Origin of the sequence: Bacillus sp. RO2, assembly GCF_012911845.1 — a bacterium.
Classification (GTDB): Bacteria; Bacillota; Bacilli; order Bacillales; family Bacillaceae_I; genus Sutcliffiella_A.
Genome location: NZ_JAAXCU010000044.1, coordinates 1 through 22447, shown reverse-complemented (window position 1 = coordinate 22447; position 22447 = coordinate 1). Strand labels below are relative to the sequence as shown.

Sequence of the window (22447 nt, the reverse complement as noted above, 5' to 3'; positions counted from 1 at the left end):
AAGTGAAAAGACGCTTCCCCCTCAGTAGGGAAGCGTCTTTTCCAATGCCCTATTCATTCTTAAAAGCTGTCAACTTGCTTCCTGCGGATTTTCGCTCGCGTCTTGGTGGCACTTGCTCAAAGTATCCCATATGCAAAAATCCAACAATTTTTTCACCAGGCTGTACATCTAAGATTGTACGAACCTTTGGATCATAGATATGAGGATTGGTTTTCCAGACAACGCCAAGCTTTTTCTCCCAGGCAAGCAGCTGGAAGTTCTGAATTAGTGAGCTGACTGCACCAAAGTTCTCCTCCCATTGCTTTTGTCTCGGGTCTTCTTCCATCACGATGATTAGGAAGGCAGCCGGTTGACTGAAATAATTCCTTCTGTTTTCCTGCATCTCGGGCGGGAATGTTTTTACTAGCTTCTCAACAAATCCCTGCTTCTCACTTGAGGACACAAAAATAAATCTCCATGGCTCCCGTAGTCCATGGTTAGGTGCCCAGACTGCATCGTCCAGTAATTCTAGTACGGTTTCCTGTGTTACTTCTTTTTCTGTATATCCAGCTTTTATAGAACGTCGCTCGCGTATGGTTTGAGCTAAAGTTGATTTGTTCGCTTCCATGAGATTCATCCCCTCTTGAAGTTAATATATGATTGTGATTATCATTCTCAATTATAGTATAGTCTATATCTTCTAGTAATTCTATAACTATGTCGTGGGGAGAAAAGGTGTGTAGGCAAAAAGTATGGTCCCTTACTCCTAAGTAACAAGGAAATAATTTACATTTTAATGTACAAACGGGTCATGGTGCCTGTCCCTCTAACCTAAGCTATCTTGTAATATTCTTTTAATTCTCCTGTAACAGATAATTCAAACCGGGTTTACTTTTACCCTTTAGTCTGGTTACGAACACAACATAGAAGGAGGAAACAGCATTGAAGAATGGCAGAAGGGAATTTGAAGCATACGATTCGTCTAAGAGAACTTTTTTGAAGTATTTTTTAGCAGGTTCAGCAGTGGTGGCATTGGAAACGACAGGGATTAGCAAATTGACTTCCTTTGTCTCCAATAAGGCGCTGGCAGCAGAAGGTGTGACGCCCTATAAAGGACTGCAACCTGTAGGGGAAGGCTTTCCTCAATCCGTTGCTTCAGGTGACCCAACATCTAGTGGAATGATGTTGTGGACAAGAGTGGAACCTTCCATAGAAGAGGGGCTTTCAACAGAAGAAATCACCAGCAATATCATCTACTATTTAGAAAATACAACTGCCAACAATGATGAGTCTCTGGCAGAGGCAATTGAACAAGGGAAATTCGTCATGTTTGAGGTAAGTACAACAAAGGATTTTTCTAGTGTAGTGCTCAAAGGTTTCTCTCCTATCTGGAAGGATCATGATAATGTGGTTCGTATAGATTTGGATGGACAACTAAAACCGAATCAAACATACTACTACCGTTTTATTACGAAAAAAGGCTATGTAAGTAAAACAGGAGCATGTAAGACACTTCCTGTAGATAATAGTCAGGTTGCCTCTGCAAAGATAGGCTATGTTTCTTGCCAGGATTACACGAATGGATATTTTAATGCACTTGGTCATATGGCAGAAGAGGAAATGTTGTTCTTTTTGCATCTAGGAGATTACATCTATGAATCTGTTGGAGATGCGGCCTACCAAGGAAATTTGAAAGATAGACAAATTAAGCTTCCAAGTGGACAAGCAAAAGCTTTTACCAAAGAGGACTACCGTAAGCTTTATCAGACGTATCGTGGAGATAAAGACTTACAAAAATTGCATGAGCGTCATGGCATGGTGGCTACTTGGGATGATCATGAGTTTGCCAATGACACGTATTATCCTGCGGTAGCACCAGACGATAATCCCGAGTCTGATCCGGCAAGAAGACTTATTGCCAATCAAGTCTGGTTTGAATACATGCCGGCACGTGTACCTTATGACGGAACGAAGTCTTTTGAAGAGTCCATTAAAATTTATCGCACCGTTACAATTGGTAACCTTGCAACAATTCTTTTAACAGATGAGCGTCTTTATCGAGATGCACACCCGTGTGGGCAAGGGACATTAGATCGCTACATTTCAGGTGGATGTGAAGGCATTAATAATTCTGACCGATCTATGCTCGGAAGCACCCAGCGCGAATGGTTCTTGAATGAATTAAAAAATGCAGGCGGAACCTGGAAAATTTGGGGCAATGAAGTGCAGATCACCCAGTTAAAATTACTAAATCGCTACATGAATTTAGATGCTTGGGATGGGTTTGCATATGAAAGAGATGTTATTGCACAAACGGTCATGAACAATAAAATTGATAATTTTATAGCGCTCACAGGGGACTTCCATACTTTTGAAGCCTCTTACCTTCAATATAAATATGACAAAACGAGCGAAAAATACGGCGTAGAATTAATGGTAGGTTCTGTAACGTCAAGTAACTTAAGAGAAACGCTCCGTAATGCATTAAACCAAGCACCAGACACGTCGGGACCAATTCCAATCGACGCTGCCTCAGAACTTATCGACATCGTGAAAGGCCGATTAAGCGAAGGAGCAACGATTACAGCTGAACTTTTGTTTAAAGAAATTCAACAAATCGTTAAAGCAGAGAATCCTTGGATTGAACTGTTTGACAGTACAACACACGGATATACATTACTGGAATTGACTAACACTAAAGCTACTTGGACTGCTTATTCTGTGGACAACATTGAAACACCTAACGCTTCCAAATCACTGTTATGGCAATGTGAAGTACCTAACGGCGAAGCGAAAATCAATGTGACACAAGGACAAGGTTTAATTAAAAACTAATAAGGAGGACGAACAAATGCTACAAAATATTGGTATTCCTGGACTTATTATTATTCTCGTAATTACCTTGCTTATTTTCGGACCGACCAAGCTTCCTGAGATCGGGCGCTCATTCGGCGTCACCCTGCGTGAATTTAAAAAGGGGACAAAAGATTTAATGAAAGATGACAACGAGTCAGTAGACGCAGACAAAAAGATAGAAGAGAAGGCGTTGTAAATAAATGAGTGGGCTATCTCTTTCTGTGGATAGCTCCTCTTTTTTTAACATACACAAAGGAGGATGTTTTGTGGAACAGACTTTTTTTCTCACACATATGGCAGAATTAAGAAAAAGGCTGCTTATGATCCTTTTTATATACGTTTCTATCTTTCTAGTCAGCTTCTTCCAAGTAGGCAAAGTTTACAAATGGATCATGAAGGGGGCGGAAGTAGAATTAACGGTTCTCGGTCCATCCGAAATAATTTGGGTTTATTTTATGCTTGCCAGTATTTGCGCATTAGCAGCGGTCATTCCATTTGCGGCATATCAGTTATGGGTTTTCATCAAACCGGCTCTTAAGCATGACGAACGAAAGTCAACTGCCCTCTTTATACCTGTATTATTTCTTTTGTTTGTGGCAGGCTTATCATTTGGCTATTTTGTTGTGTTCCCAAAGGTCTTCGGTTTCGTAGTCGCTCTATCAGAAGGTATGTTCCAAATCATGTTCACCGCGGAAAAATACTTTCGGTTTTTGTTCCAGATTACCATTCCCTTAGGACTCATATTTGAAATGCCGGCCATTGTCTGGTTTTTAACAAAGCTCGGTATCTTGACGCCGATGATGATGACAAAATATCGTAAATACGTGTACCTAGCAATGGTAATTATCTCCGCCATGATAACACCGCCAGACTTACTATCCCAAGTGTTTGTTCTTATTCCTTTAGTACTTTTATACGAATCTAGTATTTTGTTATGTGGATGGGTGTACGATTCGAAGGGACAGGTACATCGAGCCGAAAAAACAACAACCATCAGTTAGTATGCTGTGGCGTGAAAAATAAGAGGGACGATTCGTTTACTTCTTTGACAAGGAAGCAAAAGGATCGTCTTTTTCTATGGAAATTGAAACAAATTTCCATTCTGTTCGTAGAAATATATACCAGAATAAAGGGGGCTCATTCATGTCAAAAAACATCTACATAATCAGGCATTGCGAAGCCAAAGGGCAACCTCCAGAATCACCCCTTACAGAAAAGGGACAGAAGCAAGCGCAAGAGTTAGCAAGGTATTTTTCCAACACACATATAGACCGCATCATCTCAAGCCCTTTTTTACGCGCTATCCAAACTATAGAACCGCTTGGTAAAAAAAGAGGGATAAAAATAGAAAAAGATGAACGCTTAGCAGAACGTACACTTAGTTCCGACGATTTACCAGACTGGCTTGAAAAGTTGGAAGCAACCTATGAAGATTTAGATCTAAAATTCGAAGGCGGCGAATCAAGTAGAGAGGCAATGGACAGGATTGTCCAAGTCGTAGAAGAAGCTTATGAAACGGAAGCGGACAATATCGTTATCGTGACACACGGAAATATCATGTCTTTGCTAATTAGGTATTACCAACCTAGCTTTGGATTTGAAGACTGGAAGAACCTTGGGAACCCGGATGTGTATAGGCTGAGTTGGATTGAGGGGACAGGCACGGTGACCCCGAAATAGTGTTAGAGATGTGTCAATTCTATTCTGTAGAAAGGTTGATGTAAATTGGATGTTTTGTTGGGTTTTACTATTGCCTTCTTCGTAATTGGTGTTGTGGTGCTCTCCTTTTTTAAAAGGAACCTACAGGGGAAGAAAGAAAACTCACAAATATGGTTTGTTATGGGGACGACTGTTTGGGGGATAGTGACTATTTTTCTTGTTGTTCGGTGGTTTAATGTAAGTTTTTGAAGTATTTGTGGAGGGTGCTTCATGGTGTATGTTCCCATGGTCCACAGTCAAAATGATTGAAAAGAGTAGGGAAATTGGCGGAGGAGTGGCCACCTGCCTCATCCCCGCTCCAACACCTTCACAAGCATCCCATGAACCACTTCATGGTCCCGTAAATCATGCAGGCGATAGCGTTCTCCAGGCAACGTGTACCACTCTGCGGCACCTACATAAGTAATGGCAAGCGAGAGAACTCCATCTTCATCACAAGTAGTTCGCAGTTCAAGTTCGCCGCTGATGACACCAACCTCGGCAGTCATGACTCCGTGTGATGCAGTAAAAATAGAAGATAGCTTTTCCATAGGTAGATCACCTCTCTTAAATAACGAGGCTGCAAAGCACATAACCTGCAGCCTCCATAAATTTTTTAGTAAGAACAGCTGTTAAGCATCGTTTGCAATGCTGTTTTTTCAGAAGACTGAAGACTCAAGTCCCAACGGTATTTCGTATTAATCCACCATTTTGCATATGCGCAGCGGGCTCCGGTACGAGGTGGTTGCCATGTAGATGGATCCTGGTCCCCTTTGGAACGATTAACGCTTGCTGTTACGGCAATAAGTTGAGGTCCATTGAGGTCATTGGCAAAAGCGCGTCGCTGATCGGTAGTCCAGCTATTAGCGCCGGAACGCCAAGCCTCTGCCAACGGAACAACGTGATCAATATCAATTTCAGATGGAGAATACACAATAACGCCATCAAAATAACTATACCATTTTCCAGAGGAGACAGGGCAGTTACCGCTGTAATAGTCAGCATCTCGTTGAAGGACGATTTGGCGGGTATCGCAGCCACTACCTTGGCTGCTCCAATGCGGGAAATGATCCCGTGAGTAGCCTGACATGGAGCCTTCCGATTTTACAGTCAACGAGTTTAATTGCGTTTGAGCTTGAGACTTGGACGGTGTTCCAGGGGGAAGTGCCGATACAGATTGCGGATCAAGCTGTAAAGCAGAGAACGACAGAATAAAGGCAAAAACAACCAACATGGACTTCTTCAGCATAGAAATGCCTCCTACTATAAAATTTTTATATTAAATACTCGTGGATGGACGAGAATCTAATAGACTATGTATCTAACAGAAATAATAATAATATAAAAAAGTGTCCATATAAGTTAAAATATTGTAAATGTTAAGAAAAGGTACTGTTCTCCTGCTCCCTATGAACCACGAAGCGAGGAGAAGCGCCGAGGGGACAGGTCCGTTGACCCGGAATGTGTGGGAAGAATAACTTCTCATTTTTTAGCGGGGCGCGCTTCGCTATCACCCCATTTACGAAAAGCTTACCAAATTCTGCTTCCGATTTACTTGGAATTAAATTATGGATGGGTCGCTGTGCCTGTCCCTAAAACCCGCTAGGAGGATACCGATGCTGAAACGACGATACGGAGACCGCTCTGAATGGAAACGGATTTTGAAACGGCAGTACTCACAGAAATTTTTAGATACAGAAGCCTTTAGAGGGTATGTTACCTTGCTTCATATACATAAAGTTACCGAGCCTTTAATTGTAAACTATGAAGAAAAGAGTATCTGCATTGTCGATGATGGATATATGTGGCTTCAGCACTTTCCAAGCAATGAACATTACTCCTTAACGACCATGTTTGATGCGAGTGGCGAGGTCGTTCAATGGTATATCGATATCACGAATGAGAATGGAATAGAAAACAACCTTCCTTACACGGATGACCTGTTTTTAGACATTATTGTTCTTTCATCAGGAGAAGTAATCCAAAAAGATGCAGATGAGCTGGAGGAAGCATACACCAAAGGTACGATTAATCAGGCCCAATACCAGCTGGCATGGGCAGAAGCAAACAAAATTAATCAACAGATTGAAAATAATGACTTTCAGTTAATGGGGCTGACAAAATCCCACTTGAATATTTTATTGGAGGATTAGATGGATATAGTTATCAGGCAAGAAAGGCAAGAAGATTATGTAATCACAGAACATGTAGTGAAACGTGCTTTTGAACAAGCAGAATATAGCGATCAAAAGGAACACTTTCTTGTACAGCGACTAAGAAGATCGGATGCATTTATACCCGAGCTTTCTTTAGTTGCGATAGATGAAAAGAAGGAGATAGTAGGCCATATTCTGCTGACAAGGATAAAAATAGTTAATCAGAGTGAAGAGAATGCCTCTCTTGCTCTAGCTCCTGTTTCAGTTACCCCAGAGTATCAAAGGAAGGGAGTTGGGAGTACCCTCATTCGTGAAGCTCTTCAAAGAGCAAGTGAACTTGGGTACACCTCCATCATTGTTCTGGGACATAAAGATTACTATCCTAAATTCGGTTTCAAAAGTGCTGGTCTATGGGACATTTCTGCATCTTTCCCTGTGCCATCAGACTCTTTCATGGCACTTGAACTAAAAGAAGGTACTCTTCAATATGTACAAGGGACGGTTGTTTATCCGAAGGAATTCATGGAGTAAAAAATTTTATCTAATAGAGGTGTAAACCATGCTAACTAACGAACAACTACAAGAAATCAAAGAACTCCAATCCCTTTGTGAAAAAGAAGGCGGGTTCGAGCTGAAACTAAATGAAGATATGCTGGAAACCCGCGACAAAAACAGCACAGAAGACTTCTTTCATTATGAAAATGGGCGCCTTATCGGCTTTCTTGGCTGTTACGGGTTTGGAAGTAAAATAGAGATGACTGGAATGGTTCATCCTGATTATCGTAGAAAAGGAATTTTTAAAAAAATGTTTACTGAAGCAATGACAGAGGTGAAAAAGCTAGAGATATCGACTGTTTTGCTAAATGCGCCTAACTCCTCTCAAAGTGCGAAGGAGTTTCTAAAAAGTATCCCTTGTTCATTCGAAGTGGCTGAGTACCAAATGAAATGGGAAACTGGGGAATTAATAGATGATCTAGCTGTAAACATTAGACCATCTACTTCCCAAGAGGATTTTGATGCGGAAATCCAACTGGAAGTAGCCTGCTTTGGTTTTACAGAACAAGAAGCGGTGAGCTTTAATCAACGAATGAAAGAACTCAATAGCGAGGACATGTTCATCATTGAAGCGGAAGGTCGAACTGCAGGGAAAATCCGTGTATCCGAAACAAACGGAGAAGCGTGGATCTATGGGTTTGCTGTATTTCCAGAGCTACAAGGCAAAGGAATTGGACGGAAAGCTTTATCTAAAGTGGTGAAAATGAAGACGGAAAAAGGACTGCCTGTCTTTTTGGAAGTAGAAGCGAGGAATGCCCATGCGCTGAAACTCTATGAATCTTGTGGATTTAGGAGTTATCATTCGCAGGATTACTATAAGTATGGGAGTTAGAACAGGCTTTAGGAAAGAATTAAGGGTATTAGAGGTTCATAAATGGGGAGAATATATCCGCAAATCTTGGGAAAATAGTTTCGCCGGCCATTTGTCTAAAGAAGAAAAGAATGCTATTTACCTAGAAAGTTTCTTATGGCATTTATGCAGTTGGAAAGCGGTACCGTGCTCTACTAAAGAGGAAGCTGTTAGGCTTTTTCATGCAAAACAAAAGGATAAGTGTTTGATATTTTATCAGTACGTGGATACAGTTTATTTAGTAGAAAGCGGGCGTGGTTTAGATGTCAAGGATCTACCTTATGATCCTTTTCATATGTTCTATGGTGATATATATGTCATGGATTGGGACAAAAAGTGGACATTCATCATGACGCACGAAGGAGAGTGCGGTCCATATTTTATTGATTCTTAATCATTGCTTCAAGCATGAGGAGGATACCTATGATAAAACGACTCACCATCATTAGCCTTATAGCAGTCATCCTAGGAACGTACGCATACAGCAGGAAATTTTATTTACCGACCCTGCCTATAGAATCTGTCAGTAAAAAGGAAGTCTTGCAATCTATCAATAAAGCTTCAGATCCCATCGTAAAAATTGCAAACGAGGATGAGCATGATTGGTTTATAACACGAGCAGATCAAGGAGAATACAGGGAAACCCTTAAAGAAATGATAGGTGACCAAGGATGGGTGTTTGTGACCCAAGACGGCAGTGGGTACTTTTTTGAAAAAGGGGACGAGAAGCTGATTGTTACCACCAAAATGTGGACAGGGAAATATGTGATGGTGAAGGTGCCTCAAGATTGGGAAGAGTGATGGAGGTCAAGGTAGGTGTAATTAATGGATAACCACGATGGATTTGCCGATATTCCAGCTGGGAAAATCATTAGCTATGAGCATTTTATATATTATTTAGAGCAAGGTAGGGAAATCGAGTTTACATATAAGGAACAGCTGTATTTCATCGATAATGCTAAAAAAGGAAGAGCATTGTGGCGGGGACACACACAGTTATCTGAATATAGTACAGGAGGCAATCACGCTTTATTAGAATCTACTAAAATAAACGGTGACAGTTTGGCTGCCCTAATAAAAAATAAGAAGTTGATAATCTCTACAATTTTCTAAGGATATTGGTAGGAGAACGCATAAAAAATAGTCTTATTAATGGGCGATTGTCCCTGTCTCCTTAACCTAAAAAAGAAAGGAGACCAATAATGGGAAAATTACTGTTCCTCTTTATCATCGGAACAATAGGTATGACCTTCCGTTTTTTCATTATGGGCGAGTTTGAATTGGATCAGATATTTATTCTATTTTTGTTTCCAATTGGAGCTTTCGTGCTTTGGTTTGTACATAAATGGATGGTACGCAGAGATGTGAACTATATACCTTCAAATACGGATGAAACCTGGAATACGCACATGGGTGAACGGTATTCGACTGGCGTGAAACAGCTTTATAAAGGAAAGGAGAAAGTTGCGGTGTACCGCCGCTTCTACCAACATCGTTGGCAGCATTGGGTCAACGAAGTGGTGGAAGGGGACGGTAATGGGTATATGAATCTTTCCTTTGAGTTGGATGAAGCGGGGAAAGTCGAATTTGTGGAGAAGCAAAGCAGTTTATTCAAAAATAACACCAGTTGGATGATCAAGCGAGATGGCGAGCCGGTTGGAAAAGTGAAAACAGAATTTTCCATGAAGAATGCTGCAAAGCTTAAAGAAGCATTAACTGTAGAAATAGACGATAAAGTGATTTACTATCAATCTTTTGGAATCGGGTCTGCAACAGACGTGCTGATAGATGGCCATGTGATTGCAAAAGGAAAACGTTCTGAAGTGTTACGGTCGAAATACCACTTTGAATTAGTCGATGATGATTATGCAAAATTAGAAGAGGTATTAGTAATGGTCTTTATTTTATTTAATTATGTGCATAAACAGTAGGAGGGAGAATACATATGACCAACACAAAACCAATCTTGAAAGACTTCCCATATGAATTCACTACAGAAAGACTCTTAGTTAGAATGCCTTTGCCGGGAGACGGTTCAGCGGTACATGACGCGATCATTCATTCTCTACCTGAGCTGAAGCCGTGGATGATTTTCGCGCAACATGACCAGAAAGTGGAGGATGTGGAAGCGAATATAAGGGAAAGTCATGCTCAGTTTTTACAACGAAAGGATCTAAGGCTCATGGTTTTCTTAAAAGAAACCGGTGAATTCGTGGCATCGTCAGGGTTGCATCGGATCGACTGGTCCATACCAAAGTTTGAGATCGGTTATTGGATTGATTCCAGGCACAGTGGCAAGGGCTACATTACGGAAGCGGTGGAAGGAATCAGCCAGTTTGCATTTGAACAGCTTGGGGCTAATCGTGTGGAGATCCGCTGCGATTCTAACAACGTGAAGAGCCGTGCGGTGGCAGAACGAGCGGGTTATACTTTAGAGGGAATCCTTAAAAGTAGTGAGCGCGATGTGAATGGGGAATTGCGGGATACGTGTGTGTTTGCAAAAGTGAAATCTCAAGTCATTTAGGAGAGGCAAGCGAGTAAAGTGCTTGTCTTTTTTTTGTGCGGAAATGGGTCGCGGTGCCTGTCTCCACTGCCTAATGTCTGCTCTTCAATAAAATTTTATTGAAAAACAATAAACAAAATGGTAAATTCTATTTATAACAATGAAGCGAGGTGCTTTTGATGAAGCATGGTTCTACACTTTTTTTGAAAATAGCGGTATTTCTTATTGGGACGCCGGTTTTTATTTTAAGTATAATTGGTTTGGTATCGTTGGTAAAAGATCCGGCAAATCCTGAATACGCGTATATTATCTACCCCATTGTAACTGGGATGTTTTTGACCACTATCCCATTTTATTTTGCATTGTATCAGGCGCTGAAACTTTTAGGGTATATTGATAATAACGAGGCCTTCTCGCAATTTTCGGTAGAAGCTTTGAAGAAAATCAAATTTTGTGCGATTACAATCAGTTGTGTGTATGTTGTCATCATGCCATTTATATTTCTTTTAGCAGATAAAGATGATGCACCAGGCGCGATCATCATGGGTGCGGTTCCGATCTTTGCCTCTATCGTAATTGCCGTATTCGCTGCGGTCCTTCAGAGGCTTTTGCAGGTAGCCATCGACATAAAATCCGAAAATGACTTAACAGTGTGAGGTGAAGACAATGGCTATAATCATAAATATCGATGTCATGTTGGCAAAAAGAAAAATGAGCGTCACTGAACTCTCTGAAAGAGTCGGAATAACCATGGCAAACCTCTCCATCCTCAAGAATGGCAAGGCCAAAGCCATCCGTTTCTCCACCCTCGAGGCCGTCTGCAAAGCTCTCGACTGCCAGCCGGGAGACATATTGGAGTATAGGCCCGAGGAGGAGTAGGTAAATTGGGGAGCATATCCTTTTGGATTTTCTAATGGGAGAAGTTAGTGACAGAAGATAAGAGGGGTTTTTATCGCTTGAGCGGAGCGGTAGAAACCTCTTTTTTATGTAAAATTGTAGAACGTTGGCGTGGAAAGGTAGAAGCTTGTTTGGGAAATGTAGAAGGTAACTTGGGAAATGTAGAAGCTGACCGAAAGAGGATCGAAGGTGACGACGAAAAGGTATAAAGTTCAAGCTATAATCAATGAGTCATTTTCGTATATTTTTCACAACTTTTATTAATCTATCATAGAGTTGGAATTTATCCATAATGCGCTGTCCACATAGTTTGAACGTCATATTTATCTTATGAGATTAAGCCTCAACCACATTTTTAAACCATTGACAGAATTAAACAGCATGCTATAATTCTGTTAGACAAAACGTAATGATTATGATTTACCATATTTTAAAAATCGTAATCGTTACGTTATAAAAGAAAGGAAGATACATAATGTTAAAGAATGCAAGGTTATTAATTTTGGTACTTACTATTCTGTTGGTTGTAAGTGGTTGCTCTGATGACAGTTCTTCAAGTACCAAAGCAAAACAAACAGATGAACTGATTTATGCTTCATCTAAAGATATCAATGACATGAACCCACATCTTTATACAGGGTCGATGTCAGCTCAGGGGATGGTGTATGAGTCATTAGTTGAAAACACCAAAGAAGGTATAAAGCCGCTACTGGCTGAATCTTGGGAGATCTCAGAGGACGGCAAAGTGTATACTTTCCATTTAAGAGAAGATGTCACTTTTCATGATGGGGAACAGTTTAATGCCGAAGCGGTGAAGAAAAATATGGATGCAGTTCAAGCTAATGCAGAAAAGCATGCTTGGATTAAGCTTTCTACCAAAATTAAAGAAGTGAATGTGGTAGATGAGTATGTGGTGGAGTTGGTATTAACTGATACGTATTACCCAACATTGGTCGAGTTGTCCATGACAAGGCCATTTGTGTTCTTGTCCCCAAATGATTTCAAAAACGGGGGAACAAAAGACGGAGTGAATGGCTATAACGGAACTGGACCGTACATTTTAAAAGAACATAAAACAGATGAATATGCGACATTTGAAGCAAACAATGCGTATTGGAATGGGGCACCAACCATTAAGAAGATTACCTCAAAGGTGCTCCCGGCAGATGAGACTACTTTTTTAGCCTTGCAAAAGGGTGAAGTGAACTTTGCATTTACAGATGACCGTGGTGCAGACAGCTTAGACGTGGAAACAATGGAACAGTTGGTGGCATCCAATGATTATGAAATCATCAGAAGTGAGCCAATGAATACGAAAATGATTGTGGCCAACAGCAGCAGAGAGGATAATCCTGTTCATGAGAAAGCTGTCAGAGAAGCTATTTGGCACGCTATTGATAGAGAAACGATTGTAAAAGATCTATTGAATGGAACAGAATCAGTGGCAGATACGTTATTTTCATCTAACGTAAATTACGCAGATGTCCCATTAGACAAGCGTGAATACGATGTGGAAAAGGCGAAGGAACTGTTAGAAGATGCCGGGTGGAAAGCAGAAAATGACGGAACACGCGTAAAAGATGGACAAAAGTTACAAATGGCACTTTACTATGACAGTAATTCGTCTTCTCAAAAGCGTCAGGCAGAATATATTCAAGCACTTGTAAAGGATATTGGCATTCAACTGGATATAGTGGGAGAAGAGTCTACATCCATTGCCAACAGGCGTTCAACTGGAGAGTATGATTTATTGTTTAACCAAACATGGGGACTGGCTTATGACCCACAAAGTACAATAGCTGCCTTCACTTCTGAGGCTTCCTATTTACATACAACCAAGGGGATGGCTCAATCAGAAGAACTGTACAAAAAGATTGAAGAAGTAATGATTTCTACAGATGAGGAAGCTAGAAAGAAACTGTATGCGGACATTTTGACGATGGTGCATGACGAGGCTGTGTTCATTCCTATATCTAATGGAAGTGTAACGGTAATCGCACCCAAGAACCTAGAGGGTGTCACCTTTAAACAGACACAATACGAATTGCCATTTGAAGGAATGAAGTTTAAATAAAAGAAGGGAGAAATCCCTTCTTTTATTTTGATATAAAGGAGTGAAACAATTGATAAGATACTTGATTAAAAAGCTGTTGATCGCAATTCCCTTGCTTTTCGTCGTATCGTTTTTAACATTTGTTCTTGTGCATCTCTCTCCACATGATCCTGCTAAATTGATATTACAGGCACAGGAAGTTCCGGAAATTACCGAGGGGCTTTTGGAGCAAACGAGAAAGGATTTTGGATTAGATCAACCATTAATTGTGCAGTATTTAGAATGGTTGTTATCCTGCCTGAAACTTGATTTTGGGGATTCGTATGTAAACGGAATGCCTGTCTGGACCATGCTTGGGCCTGCTTTTATTAACACGTTGAAACTTACCTTTGTTTCCTCAGTAGCTATTATGGTGTCATCCGTTCTTTTAGGGGTCCTTTGTGCATTCAAAGAGGGCAAATGGATCGATAAGTCCATTCGGGGATCCATGTTTTTTCTAACGGCCATGCCATCCTATTTATTAGCTTCTATATTAGTTTGGTACATATCTGTTCAATTGGACTTACTTCCAACGAGTGGAATGTCTGGTTTTCAAAGTTACATTCTACCTGTCTTGGTCATCACCATCAGTTATGCCGGGATTTATTTTAGAAATGTCCGATCTTCCATGCTTGCCAACATGAATGAGGATTATGTGCTATATGCGAGAGCTTCAGGACTTTCTGAACCAAAAGTTCTTTTATATGTGCTAAAGAACTCTCTGCAGGTTACCATCTCCATCTTCGGAATGGCGATACCGATTATTCTAGGGAGCACGGTTGTCGTGGAGAATGTCTTTGCTTGGCCCGGCTTGGGCAGCTTAAGCATTAAGGCCATTCTTGGAAGAGACTTCCCGATTATTCAAGCTTATGTACTGATTGTAGCTACCTTCTTTGTTCTATTTAATACGCTTTCTGACGTAATAAATGTTGCAATGAATCCAAAGCTCAGAAAGGAGTTATAAATGAGAGTCTGGCATAATTTACGAAAAGATAAAGTAGGCTGTGTCTCCTTTTTATTTATTGTAGCATTGCTAATGGCAGGAATATTTGCCCCGGTAGCTGCCCCTCATGACCCAAATGAGGTTAACATGGCTTTACGCTATGCTTCCCCATCGCTTTCCCATTGGCTTGGGAATGACCATTTAGGCAGATGCATCCTTTCTAGAATCATTTATGGAATAAGACCAAGTGTTCTATGGGTATTGGCTGTTCTTATTGTTTCTGTATTGACAGGAGGAGTCTTAGGCTTTTTGGCTGGTTATTTCAGAGGGAAAGTAGATATGGTCATCATGAGGCTTTGTGATATGATGCTCTCTTTTCCTGGATATGTGATGGCACTTGCTGTCATTGGGATTCTAGGAGTTGGACTTGAAAATATTTTAATAGCTTTTGCGCTGATCAAATGGGCTTGGTATGCGAGGGTGATTCGCACGTCTGTCATGCAGTTTGTAGAGCTCGATTATATAAAATTTGCAAAAGTTTCAGGAAGCGGCAACGGAAGGATCTTAAGAAAGCATATCTTACCGGTGACATTTGCCGATATTACAGTCATTGCAAGCAGCTCCATCGGCTCAATGATTTTGCAGATCTCTGGGTTCTCTTTTCTAGGCTTAGGAATTCAGGCACCACATGCAGAGTGGGGGATGATGTTAAATGAGGCAAGAGAAGTGATGTTCATCAGACCAGAGATGATGCTAGCCCCTGGGATTGCCATTATGTTGGTTGTCATGGCTTTCAACTTCTTATCCGATTCCTTGCAAGTTGCCTTAGATCCAAAACTGGTCCGGACAAAGAGTAAAAGAGTTTGGTGGAGGCGAGAGAAAACTAGTTTGCAAGGGAAAGGGGTGACCAACTACCAATGAATCTATTAGACGTTCATCATTTGCAAGTTCAGGATACCATTTCAGGGAAGATTCTTGTGAAAAGTAGCAGCTTTTCAGTCGGGGATGGTAATTGTCTTGCTATTGTGGGGGAAAGCGGAAGCGGGAAATCGGTGACAAGCAAAGCGATCATGAGGCTGAATAAACCAACCCTTCAGACAAAAGGAAGTGTCTTATTTAAAGGAGAGGAACTGACCGGACTTTCAGATAACGAAATGAGAAAAAGAAGAGGGAAAAGCATATGCATGATTATGCAAAATGGGATGAGTGCGTTCAATCCTACTAGTGTCATAGGGACGCATCTTAGGGAGACACTTTCTATACACTTGGGTGTGACGAAGTCCCAGGCGGATGCGAAAATGATTGCAGCCCTTGAACGGGTGATGATTAAGGATCCGGCGGACTTACTGGCCAAATACCCCCACCAACTATCGGGAGGAATGTTGCAACGCGTCATGATTGCATTGGCGATTGTATTAGAACCAGATCTCATTATTGCCGATGAGCCGACAACCGCTCTAGACACGATCTCTCAGTACGAAGTGGTGGAAGAGTTTAAGAAACTACGCGACCGGTTGGGAACTTCCATGATTTTCATCTCTCATGATCTAGGCGTGGTGCAACGAATAGCAGAAAACGTCATCGTCATGAAGGAAGGAACAATCGTGGAAAGTGGGACCACCCAGAAAATTTTCAATGACGCCGACCATCCATATACGAAATTCTTAGTGGAAACGAGACTTTCGTTAAGTAATCATTTCAAAAAGATTATGGAGGGATCCAGTTGTTACTAGTAAAAGACGTAGAAAAATCGTATAAAAAAGGCGGGTTATTTTCTAAGGAAAAGCAAAAAGTTCTACATAAAGTCACGCTAGAATGCAGGGCTGGAGAGTGTTTAGGTATCATTGGAGAGAGTGGAAGCGGGAAGTCCACGCTAGGGCGAATGATTCTTGGAGTGGAGAAGCCGGACAGTGGTAGTGTTACTTTTCAAGAGCTGCCGACTCATTTAAGGAAAACGAGGCTTGGAAAAATCAGTGCCGTCTTTCAAGACTATAAATCTTCTATAAATCCATTCTTTACCGTAAAAGATGCCATTCTTGAACCATTGCAGGTGTTAGGGAGGAAAGATGTAGGGGATGCAAGACTGATAGATTTGTTAAAAAAGGTGGGCCTTCCTGGCAGCTACCTTAAAAAGTACCCACACGAGTTATCAGGTGGGGAAGTACAACGCGTCTGTATTGCAAGGGCAATCGCAACAGAACCTGCTTGTATCCTCTTCGATGAAGCCATCAGTTCGTTAGATGTCTCCGTCCAAGTACAAGTGCTAAACCTCTTAAAAGAGTTAAAAAGCAACTACGACATGAGTTTTATTTTCATTACCCATGATATTCAAGCGGCAGCTTATCTTTGCGACAGGATGATCATTTTCAAAGACGGTCAAATCGAAGAAACAGTTAGAACACAAGATTTAGGCCAAGTACAATCATCCTATGCAAAAAAACTATTACATTCGTTACTAACGATATAAGGAGAGAGACAGATGAAAGGCGCGTTATCATGGCCCTTTATGCGGCTGTATATTCTAGTGCTCTTCTATTTCAGTGCCAATGCTATCTTAAATGTCATTATTCCTTTGCAAGGAAAGGCACTCGGAGCAACTAATACCACAATAGGAATGATCATGGGAGCCTATTTATTTACTACGATGTTCCTTAGACCATGGGCAGGTCAGTTAATTGCTCGGTACGGTCCCATTCCCATTTTACGTACCATTTTGGTTGTAAACGGAATAGCCTTAATTTTATATGCCGTTACTGGACTGGGCGGCTACGCATTTGCGAGAATCTTGCAGGGTGTCTGTACGGCTTTCTTTTCCATGGCATTGCAGATCGGAATCATGGATGCACTTCCCGAAAAAGATCGTTCCCAAGGAATATCATTGTATTCTCTTTTTTCCTATATTCCAGGAATCATTGGTCCGCTCTTGGCCCTTGGGATATGGCAAGAGGGAATGGGAGCTTTCGGGATAGTCATGGTTACCTTGGCTGTTGTAACAGGTTTGATTGGTTTTACAGCAAGGGTAGGAGGACAGACAGATGTAAAAGCTGTTAGCCAACCATCTTTAGGGATGGGAAAGGCTTTACGTCAATTAGTAGCTAATCCAGATCTTTCAAGAAGCTGCATACTAATGCTATTTGGGTCCATTGTGTTTGGGGCAACGACCTTTTTCATTCCCCTCTATTCGATGCAAGTCCCAGATGGAAATGCTGGAATCTTTCTGATGTTGATGGCCTTAACGGTTGTCGTATCTCGCTTTACTTTACGAAAAAGGATCCCGTCAGACGGCAAATGGCATTCTTCGTTTATGATTGCCACTATGCTCTTACTCACAATTGGGACGCTAAGTATCAGCTATGCAATAGAAGGTGGAGCTGTATTCTTCTATTTTGGAGCCATTGTGGTAGGGGTCGCTCAAGCACTGCTCTATCCATCACTCACAACGTATCTTAGCCTTGTCCTACCAAAGGCTAGTAGGAATGTGTTACTAGGTCTCTTCATAGCCTCGGCCGATCTAGGGGTGAGCATGGGAGGCGCTGTTATGGGGCCAGTAGCAGATCTTACCTCTTACTCAACCGTATACTTGGTCTGTTCGGTATTGGGGGGAATGATGGTGGTAGTGGCCTACCGTCGGGGGTAAAACCCACATATTTTTGTTAAGTTGTAGAAAGTTGGCGTTAGAAGGTAGAATTTAGTCCGGGAAATGTACAAGGTAACTTGGGAAATGTAGAAGCTAGCCGGAAAAAGGTAGAAGATGAAGTTAAAAAGGTAGTAGGGTACTATATAAAAAGCTTTCATAGCATTTTTGGTTAGTCTTCTTTTTTAAAGATATAATAGATGTAAATTCAAAAGAAATGAGGTGTTAGATTTGTCGGCTCTAAAAAAGAAGATGTTTTCAATGAAATTGATGCTTTGGAACAATTTATTAAGTCATTATCAGGTAATGAAAGAGAGGCCTTCTCGGATCATATTAAAAGGATTAAGGAAATGTTACAACAGCTTTTAACAGAAGAAGAGGATAATCTTTACAAGGAAATCGTCCATAAATCACTTCAAGAAGTGTGGGACAATGAAAAGGATGATGCTTATAATGACCTTTAACAATAAAGATATTGTTCTAGTCCCGTTCCCCTTCAATGACACACCTGGATTCAAGAAAAAACCTGCTGCTATTATCAGCAAAGACGAGCATGGCAACCAATACGGCAAATATATTTGTGTCGCAATTACTAGCCAAGAAAAACAAGGTGGCAAAGATCGTTATGAACACAAATTAAGAAAAACAAGATCTGTTGGTTTGCTTTACGATAATCAGTGGGTACTCCCCAATAAATTATTCTCCATTGAAGACAGAATAATCATAAAAAAAATAGGTTCCATGGATTCATCAGATTTTGAAACATTAGAGTTAATGTTTCAGGACTTATTCTGACGACTATAGGTTTGACTTTAACTCACATAGGGATGGATTGCAGGGCTCCATTGGGAGCCCTGCAATCCATCCTGTTTTAGTGAAGTTGTAGAAGGTTTGGTTGAAAATGTAGAATATCGTTTGGGAAATGTAGAAGGTATCTTGGGAAATGTATAAGCTTACTGGAAAAGGGTAGAAGCTGAGCAGAAAAGTGTAGAACATAAAACTTAGTAAACTCCAGCCCTTCCCACTTCCCCTTTACAAATCAAACGGATATTGCCCCCTGAAAAATAATATGAAATCTCCAATAACACCGATGCAAAAGAATATAAAGTAGTAGCTTGCGTTGGAAACTTCCTTATTAAATAGTTCATTAAATGCTTGCACAAACATTCGGTTAAAACCGAACCAACTTAGTACCCAGGCAATTATTAAAAAAGCAACAATGGTCATTTGGCAACCTCTCCTCCATAAAACTATTCTAACTTTAACATATTCAACCAGTAAGCAATTTTTTATCGTACATGTCTTTCTAGAAACTGTTAATAATATATTTAAAATACGTTTTTAGGAGTAGGTATATGCATAATAAAAGAATGCTAATTTCTTTATGTGTTTTAATTTTTCCGTGGTTAACTGTTCCTTTTATAGGAGTGAAATCATTTGTTCGTTTTTTGCCCGTAGCAACTTTCGCAAACCTAGTTATAAGTGTATTTACCGTAATTGCTAATCGGAAAAAATGGTTTAAAAACAATAACCCTCTATTTTCTAATGCACCAATAGATTTTACATATATTTTAGGTGCTCACTTTATTGGAACACTGTGGATCTTTAAATTAACATACGGTTCTTTTCGAAAATTTTTAATCTCAAATATAGTGTTAGATTGGGTAAATATATTTCTTTTTGGTGGCTTCTTGAAAAAGGTGGGAATATTTAAATTAAAAAGGATGTCACCAAGTATGTACTGGTGTATTACTGTAATTTTGGCAGTTGTATTATATGGATATCAGTACATCGTAGAAAAAGTGATTAGACAAACAAATAGCACGCCCCCCCTTCCTATGGTACAATCGGAACAGCGATTTTAAACGAGAAGGAAGAGAAAATACATGACAGTACCTGTTCAAAAAAATGAATACTACGATGTCACCGTTCAAGACTTAACCCATGACGGTGCTGGCGTAGCAAAAATAGATGGCTTTCCAATTTTCGTCCAAAATGCCCTTCCAGACGAGGAGATCAAAGTCAAAATTATAAAAATAAAAAAAGGCTATGCATTCGGCCGGCTTGAGGAGATTTACAAGACAAGCCCTTATCGTGTAGATGCTCCGTGCCCGATTTATAAGCAATGCGGGGGCTGCCAGCTTCAGCATCTGAGCTATGAAGGTCAGCTTGTGGCCAAGCAAAAGCAGGTCAAGGATGTCCTTGAACGCATAGGACATCTAAAAGACGTGCCGGTTCATCCGGTACTCGGAATGGACCACAACCCATGGCGCTACCGTAATAAAGCGCAAGTTCCTATAGGCGAGCGCGAAGGCGGACTGATTGCAGGCTTTTACCAGCAACGTAGCCACGAAATCATTGATATGAAGGAATGCCTCATACAGCAGGAAATCAACGACCGTGTCGTTCAAACGGTACGTGAAATCTGCGACAAGCATGGCGTGCGTGCTTATAACGAAAAAACGCACAAAGGCGTGCTCCGTCACGTGATGGCACGTTATGGATTAGTGACTGGTGAAGTGATGATTGTCCTTATCACCCGCACACCAGATATTCCCAACAGCAGAGCGATTGTGGAAGAAATCACTGTCGCCCTACCAGAAGTGAAATCAGTCGTGCAGAACGTAAACACGAAGAAAACGAACGTAATTTTCGGAGACGAAACGCGTGTGCTTTGGGGAAATGAATACATCTATGATTTCATCGGCGACATCAAGTTTGCCATTTCCGCTAGATCCTTCTACCAGGTCAACCCGGAACAAACGAAAGTGCTTTACGAAAAAGCCCTAGAATATGCGGACTTAAGCGGGGAAGAGAGTGTCATAGACGCTTACTGTGGGATCGGAACCATCTCCCTGTTCCTGGCACAAAAAGCGAAAAAAGTGTTCGGCGTCGAGATCGTGCCAGAAGCAATTGAAGATGCAAAACGCAACGCAGAACTAAACGAAATCACAAATGCAGAATTCGCAGTTGGTGAAGCGGAAGTGGTGATCCCGAAATGGTATAAGGAAGGCAACACCGCGGATGTGTTAGTGGTAGATCCACCGCGCAAAGGCTGTGATGAAGCATTACTCCAAACCATTCTGGAAATGAAGCCGAAGAAGGTAGTGTATGTATCCTGTAATCCGGCGACACTTGCGAGAGATTTAAGAGTGTTGGAGGATGGGGGATTCAAGACGGTTGAGGTGCAGCCGGTAGACATGTTCCCTCATACTGTACACGTAGAGGCTGTCGCGTTATTGGAATTAAAATGAATTGCATCAAAAGATATATCAGCAGGCTTAGGTTGAAGTTAACACGTTCTTTATGACCCTTGGACTATCAGGTTCAAGGGATTTTATTTTATAAAGAGCAAGGGTGGTACTTGCTTCCGCCCTCTACAGAAATGTAAAGGGGCTTTCTAGAAAGCCCCTTGAGATAACTTGCCCTTACCATGAAAGTGGGTGATACGGTAATGTATCATACTAAATCCATCTAACACGCCAATCATTATATTCTGTTTTTCAAACATTCCAATTTGCGTCTGAAAGGCAAGGAATTGTTCATCCGTTTCTTTTTGCTTTTAAAGACTAATAAAAGGGGCTTTCTCGTATCTTTTACTTTAGAATCATGAAAGTATTATGATTCAGAACCAGACCCAGACCCAGAGCCAGACCCAGAACCAGAGCCAGAGCCAGAACCAGAACCAGAACCAGAGCCAGAACCAGAACCAGAACCAGATCCAGAATCAGAACCAAATTCAGAACCAAATTCAGAACCAGAACCAGAACCAGAACCAGAACCAGATCCAGAAGCAGAATCAAATTCAGAACCAGAACCAGATTCCACTCCATCATCAGTAGCAAAACACATACCAAGTACAAAAGCATGAGCCAAAACCACAACCAGAACCAGAGCCAGAACCAGAACCAGAACCAGAGCCAGAGCCAGAACCAGAGCCAGAACCAGAGCCAGAGTCAGAGCCAGAACCAGAACCAGAACCAGAACCAGAACCAACTTCAACTTCAGTATCTTTATTACCTGCGGATCCTGGATTACGGCTTAGGAATCCATCAAGTCCATATCCCCTATCCTCATTATATAACTTCGAGATTTCTTCTTTCCCCATCTATGTTACCGCCTTGTTAATTAAGTCCTTAAAAATAAGGTTACGGTATTTTATGTTGTTCTATTTTTAATGGTTCTCCATATTGCTTAATAAAATCATTATCAAGCGCACAATTTTGTTCATATGATAAGGATAATATGGGGGGGAGGCAATGATTTAGATGCAATTAAATGAAA

Annotated in this window: 30 protein-coding genes; 24 read left to right on the top strand and 6 right to left on the bottom strand. The window is 41.0% G+C overall.

The window, feature by feature from the left end:
• Positions 1-49: 49 nt before the first annotated feature.
• Entirely contained in the window at positions 50-607 is a 558-nt protein-coding gene (locus tag HF078_RS12795) for a nitroreductase family protein (protein ID WP_169291514.1), read from the bottom strand.
• A gap of 314 nt (positions 608-921) precedes the next feature.
• Here HF078_RS12795 and HF078_RS12790 point away from each other — a divergent pair, with 314 nt between their 5' ends.
• The 4 genes from HF078_RS12790 (at position 922) to HF078_RS12775 (ending at position 4515) form a co-directional block, all read left to right on the top strand.
• Positions 922-2814 carry an alkaline phosphatase D family protein gene (locus HF078_RS12790; protein ID WP_169291513.1) on the top strand — a complete coding sequence of 631 codons (1893 nt, stop codon included), beginning with the start codon at positions 922-924 and terminating at the stop codon, positions 2812-2814.
• A 16-nt stretch (positions 2815-2830) separates the two neighbouring features.
• Positions 2831-3031 carry a twin-arginine translocase TatA/TatE family subunit gene (gene tatA, locus HF078_RS12785; RefSeq protein WP_169291512.1) on the top strand — a complete coding sequence of 67 codons (201 nt, stop codon included), beginning with the start codon at positions 2831-2833 and terminating at the stop codon, positions 3029-3031.
• A 70-nt stretch (positions 3032-3101) separates the two neighbouring features.
• Positions 3102-3836 (top strand): twin-arginine translocase subunit TatC, encoded by a 735-nt coding sequence (gene tatC, locus HF078_RS12780; RefSeq protein WP_346775341.1) that lies wholly within the window; start codon positions 3102-3104, stop codon positions 3834-3836.
• A gap of 142 nt (positions 3837-3978) precedes the next feature.
• On the top strand, positions 3979-4515 hold the full coding sequence (locus tag HF078_RS12775; RefSeq protein WP_169291510.1) for a histidine phosphatase family protein: 537 nt from the start codon (positions 3979-3981) through the stop codon (positions 4513-4515).
• A 326-nt stretch (positions 4516-4841) separates the two neighbouring features.
• Here HF078_RS12775 and HF078_RS12770 read toward each other — a convergent pair whose 3' ends face one another.
• Together HF078_RS12770 and HF078_RS12765 are read right to left on the bottom strand one after the other, a co-directional pair.
• Positions 4842-5084, bottom strand: a complete 243-nt coding sequence (locus HF078_RS12770) for a hypothetical protein (protein ID WP_169291509.1) — start codon at positions 5082-5084, stop codon at positions 4842-4844.
• A gap of 65 nt (positions 5085-5149) precedes the next feature.
• On the bottom strand, positions 5150-5782 hold the full coding sequence (locus HF078_RS12765; protein ID WP_169291508.1) for an HNH endonuclease family protein: 633 nt from the start codon (positions 5780-5782) through the stop codon (positions 5150-5152).
• A gap of 367 nt (positions 5783-6149) precedes the next feature.
• Here HF078_RS12765 and HF078_RS12760 point away from each other — a divergent pair, with 367 nt between their 5' ends.
• From HF078_RS12760 to HF078_RS12675, 18 genes are all read left to right on the top strand, one after another.
• On the top strand, positions 6150-6686 hold the full coding sequence (locus HF078_RS12760; RefSeq protein WP_169291507.1) for a ribonuclease FAU-1 family protein: 537 nt from the start codon (positions 6150-6152) through the stop codon (positions 6684-6686).
• Complete coding sequence (locus tag HF078_RS12755) at positions 6687-7220, top strand: GNAT family N-acetyltransferase (RefSeq protein ID WP_169291506.1); 534 nt, start codon at positions 6687-6689, stop codon at positions 7218-7220. It abuts the gene before it with no gap.
• Between the two features lie 28 nt (positions 7221-7248).
• Complete coding sequence (locus HF078_RS12750; RefSeq protein ID WP_169291505.1) at positions 7249-8076, top strand: GNAT family N-acetyltransferase; 828 nt, start codon at positions 7249-7251, stop codon at positions 8074-8076.
• The gene (locus HF078_RS12745) at positions 8066-8488 is read left to right on the top strand and encodes a DUF4275 family protein (RefSeq protein ID WP_169291504.1); all 423 of its coding nucleotides are present in this window, start codon (positions 8066-8068) and stop codon (positions 8486-8488) included. The genes HF078_RS12750 and HF078_RS12745 overlap by 11 nt, the downstream gene beginning before the upstream one ends.
• A gap of 29 nt (positions 8489-8517) precedes the next feature.
• The gene (locus HF078_RS12740; protein WP_169291503.1) at positions 8518-8895 is read left to right on the top strand and encodes a hypothetical protein; all 378 of its coding nucleotides are present in this window, start codon (positions 8518-8520) and stop codon (positions 8893-8895) included.
• Between the two features lie 24 nt (positions 8896-8919).
• The gene (locus tag HF078_RS12735; RefSeq protein ID WP_169291502.1) at positions 8920-9207 is read left to right on the top strand and encodes a hypothetical protein; all 288 of its coding nucleotides are present in this window, start codon (positions 8920-8922) and stop codon (positions 9205-9207) included.
• An 89-nt stretch (positions 9208-9296) separates the two neighbouring features.
• Positions 9297-10025, top strand: coding sequence for a tubby C-terminal domain-like protein (locus tag HF078_RS12730; RefSeq protein ID WP_169291501.1), 729 nt, complete (start codon positions 9297-9299; stop codon positions 10023-10025).
• Positions 10026-10039: 14 nt separating this feature from the next.
• The gene (locus tag HF078_RS12725) at positions 10040-10618 is read left to right on the top strand and encodes a GNAT family N-acetyltransferase (protein ID WP_169291500.1); all 579 of its coding nucleotides are present in this window, start codon (positions 10040-10042) and stop codon (positions 10616-10618) included.
• Between the two features lie 158 nt (positions 10619-10776).
• A complete protein-coding gene (locus HF078_RS12720) occupies positions 10777-11253 on the top strand; it encodes a DUF2975 domain-containing protein (protein ID WP_169291499.1) in 477 nt (158 codons plus the stop codon).
• A gap of 10 nt (positions 11254-11263) precedes the next feature.
• Entirely contained in the window at positions 11264-11476 is a 213-nt protein-coding gene (locus HF078_RS12715; protein ID WP_148988898.1) for a helix-turn-helix domain-containing protein, read from the top strand.
• 47 nt (positions 11477-11523) lie between these two features.
• Positions 11524-11703, top strand: coding sequence for a hypothetical protein (locus tag HF078_RS12710; RefSeq protein WP_169291498.1), 180 nt, complete (start codon positions 11524-11526; stop codon positions 11701-11703).
• 266 nt (positions 11704-11969) lie between these two features.
• Positions 11970-13568, top strand: a complete 1599-nt coding sequence (gene cntA, locus HF078_RS12705; RefSeq protein WP_169291497.1) for a staphylopine-dependent metal ABC transporter substrate-binding lipoprotein — start codon at positions 11970-11972, stop codon at positions 13566-13568.
• 49 nt (positions 13569-13617) lie between these two features.
• Positions 13618-14550 (top strand): nickel/cobalt ABC transporter permease, encoded by a 933-nt coding sequence (gene opp1B / locus HF078_RS12700; RefSeq protein ID WP_169291496.1) that lies wholly within the window; start codon positions 13618-13620, stop codon positions 14548-14550.
• Positions 14551-15450, top strand: coding sequence for a staphylopine uptake ABC transporter permease subunit CntC (gene cntC / locus HF078_RS12695; RefSeq protein ID WP_169291495.1), 900 nt, complete (start codon positions 14551-14553; stop codon positions 15448-15450).
• Positions 15447-16262, top strand: a complete 816-nt coding sequence (gene cntD, locus HF078_RS12690) for a staphylopine uptake ABC transporter ATP-binding protein CntD (RefSeq protein WP_169291494.1) — start codon at positions 15447-15449, stop codon at positions 16260-16262. Before cntC ends, cntD begins: the two co-directional genes overlap by 4 nt.
• Positions 16253-16996, top strand: a complete 744-nt coding sequence (locus HF078_RS12685; protein WP_169291493.1) for an ABC transporter ATP-binding protein — start codon at positions 16253-16255, stop codon at positions 16994-16996. The genes cntD and HF078_RS12685 overlap by 10 nt, the downstream gene beginning before the upstream one ends.
• A 12-nt stretch (positions 16997-17008) precedes the next feature.
• Positions 17009-18166 carry a staphylopine family metallophore export MFS transporter CntE gene (gene cntE, locus HF078_RS12680; protein ID WP_169291492.1) on the top strand — a complete coding sequence of 386 codons (1158 nt, stop codon included), beginning with the start codon at positions 17009-17011 and terminating at the stop codon, positions 18164-18166.
• Positions 18167-18616: 450 nt separating this feature from the next.
• The gene (locus HF078_RS12675; protein WP_169291491.1) at positions 18617-18958 is read left to right on the top strand and encodes a type II toxin-antitoxin system PemK/MazF family toxin; all 342 of its coding nucleotides are present in this window, start codon (positions 18617-18619) and stop codon (positions 18956-18958) included.
• Positions 18959-19195: 237 nt separating this feature from the next.
• Here HF078_RS12675 and HF078_RS12670 read toward each other — a convergent pair whose 3' ends face one another.
• The gene (locus HF078_RS12670; protein ID WP_169291490.1) at positions 19196-19390 is read right to left on the bottom strand and encodes a hypothetical protein; all 195 of its coding nucleotides are present in this window, start codon (positions 19388-19390) and stop codon (positions 19196-19198) included.
• Between the two features lie 128 nt (positions 19391-19518).
• Here HF078_RS12670 and HF078_RS12665 point away from each other — a divergent pair, with 128 nt between their 5' ends.
• Together HF078_RS12665 and rlmD are read left to right on the top strand one after the other, a co-directional pair.
• Positions 19519-20028 (top strand): hypothetical protein, encoded by a 510-nt coding sequence (locus HF078_RS12665; RefSeq protein WP_169291489.1) that lies wholly within the window; start codon positions 19519-19521, stop codon positions 20026-20028.
• Between the two features lie 21 nt (positions 20029-20049).
• On the top strand, positions 20050-21417 hold the full coding sequence (gene rlmD / locus HF078_RS12660; RefSeq protein ID WP_169291488.1) for a 23S rRNA (uracil(1939)-C(5))-methyltransferase RlmD: 1368 nt from the start codon (positions 20050-20052) through the stop codon (positions 21415-21417).
• 364 nt (positions 21418-21781) lie between these two features.
• Here rlmD and HF078_RS20795 read toward each other — a convergent pair whose 3' ends face one another.
• Both HF078_RS20795 and HF078_RS12650 read right to left on the bottom strand, forming a co-directional pair.
• Positions 21782-22039, bottom strand: a complete 258-nt coding sequence (locus HF078_RS20795; protein WP_205831616.1) for a hypothetical protein — start codon at positions 22037-22039, stop codon at positions 21782-21784.
• Positions 21999-22271 carry a hypothetical protein gene (locus HF078_RS12650; protein ID WP_169291487.1) on the bottom strand — a complete coding sequence of 91 codons (273 nt, stop codon included), beginning with the start codon at positions 22269-22271 and terminating at the stop codon, positions 21999-22001. Before HF078_RS12650 ends, HF078_RS20795 begins: the two co-directional genes overlap by 41 nt.
• Between the last annotated feature and the right edge of the window lie 176 nt (positions 22272-22447).

Excerpts from the sequence above, each read along its gene's own strand:
- HF078_RS12775 (WP_169291510.1), top strand. The coding sequence starts at position 3,979 with ATGTCAAAAAACATCTACATAATCAGGCATTGCGAAGCCAAAGGGCAA.
- HF078_RS12795 (WP_169291514.1), bottom strand. The coding sequence starts at position 607 with ATGGAAGCGAACAAATCAACTTTAGCTCAAACCATACGCGAGCGACGT.
- HF078_RS12665 (WP_169291489.1), top strand. The coding sequence starts at position 19,519 with ATGCATAATAAAAGAATGCTAATTTCTTTATGTGTTTTAATTTTTCCG.
- HF078_RS12725 (WP_169291500.1), top strand. The coding sequence starts at position 10,040 with ATGACCAACACAAAACCAATCTTGAAAGACTTCCCATATGAATTCACT.
- HF078_RS12650 (WP_169291487.1), bottom strand. The coding sequence starts at position 22,271 with ATGGGGAAAGAAGAAATCTCGAAGTTATATAATGAGGATAGGGGATAT.
- HF078_RS12670 (WP_169291490.1), bottom strand. The coding sequence starts at position 19,390 with ATGACCATTGTTGCTTTTTTAATAATTGCCTGGGTACTAAGTTGGTTC.
- HF078_RS12715 (WP_148988898.1), top strand. The coding sequence starts at position 11,264 with ATGGCTATAATCATAAATATCGATGTCATGTTGGCAAAAAGAAAAATG.
- HF078_RS12745 (WP_169291504.1), top strand. The coding sequence starts at position 8,066 with ATGGGAGTTAGAACAGGCTTTAGGAAAGAATTAAGGGTATTAGAGGTT.
- HF078_RS12755 (WP_169291506.1), top strand. The coding sequence starts at position 6,687 with ATGGATATAGTTATCAGGCAAGAAAGGCAAGAAGATTATGTAATCACA.
- HF078_RS12740 (WP_169291503.1), top strand. The coding sequence starts at position 8,518 with ATGATAAAACGACTCACCATCATTAGCCTTATAGCAGTCATCCTAGGA.
- cntE (WP_169291492.1), top strand. The coding sequence starts at position 17,009 with ATGAAAGGCGCGTTATCATGGCCCTTTATGCGGCTGTATATTCTAGTG.
- HF078_RS12770 (WP_169291509.1), bottom strand. The coding sequence starts at position 5,084 with ATGGAAAAGCTATCTTCTATTTTTACTGCATCACACGGAGTCATGACT.
- HF078_RS12730 (WP_169291501.1), top strand. The coding sequence starts at position 9,297 with ATGGGAAAATTACTGTTCCTCTTTATCATCGGAACAATAGGTATGACC.
- rlmD (WP_169291488.1), top strand. The coding sequence starts at position 20,050 with ATGACAGTACCTGTTCAAAAAAATGAATACTACGATGTCACCGTTCAA.
- tatA (WP_169291512.1), top strand. The coding sequence starts at position 2,831 with ATGCTACAAAATATTGGTATTCCTGGACTTATTATTATTCTCGTAATT.
- HF078_RS12720 (WP_169291499.1), top strand. The coding sequence starts at position 10,777 with ATGAAGCATGGTTCTACACTTTTTTTGAAAATAGCGGTATTTCTTATT.
- HF078_RS12735 (WP_169291502.1), top strand. The coding sequence starts at position 8,920 with ATGGATAACCACGATGGATTTGCCGATATTCCAGCTGGGAAAATCATT.
- cntD (WP_169291494.1), top strand. The coding sequence starts at position 15,447 with ATGAATCTATTAGACGTTCATCATTTGCAAGTTCAGGATACCATTTCA.
- HF078_RS12760 (WP_169291507.1), top strand. The coding sequence starts at position 6,150 with ATGCTGAAACGACGATACGGAGACCGCTCTGAATGGAAACGGATTTTG.
- HF078_RS12765 (WP_169291508.1), bottom strand. The coding sequence starts at position 5,782 with ATGCTGAAGAAGTCCATGTTGGTTGTTTTTGCCTTTATTCTGTCGTTC.
- HF078_RS12750 (WP_169291505.1), top strand. The coding sequence starts at position 7,249 with ATGCTAACTAACGAACAACTACAAGAAATCAAAGAACTCCAATCCCTT.
- cntC (WP_169291495.1), top strand. The coding sequence starts at position 14,551 with ATGAGAGTCTGGCATAATTTACGAAAAGATAAAGTAGGCTGTGTCTCC.
- HF078_RS12675 (WP_169291491.1), top strand. The coding sequence starts at position 18,617 with ATGACCTTTAACAATAAAGATATTGTTCTAGTCCCGTTCCCCTTCAAT.
- cntA (WP_169291497.1), top strand. The coding sequence starts at position 11,970 with ATGTTAAAGAATGCAAGGTTATTAATTTTGGTACTTACTATTCTGTTG.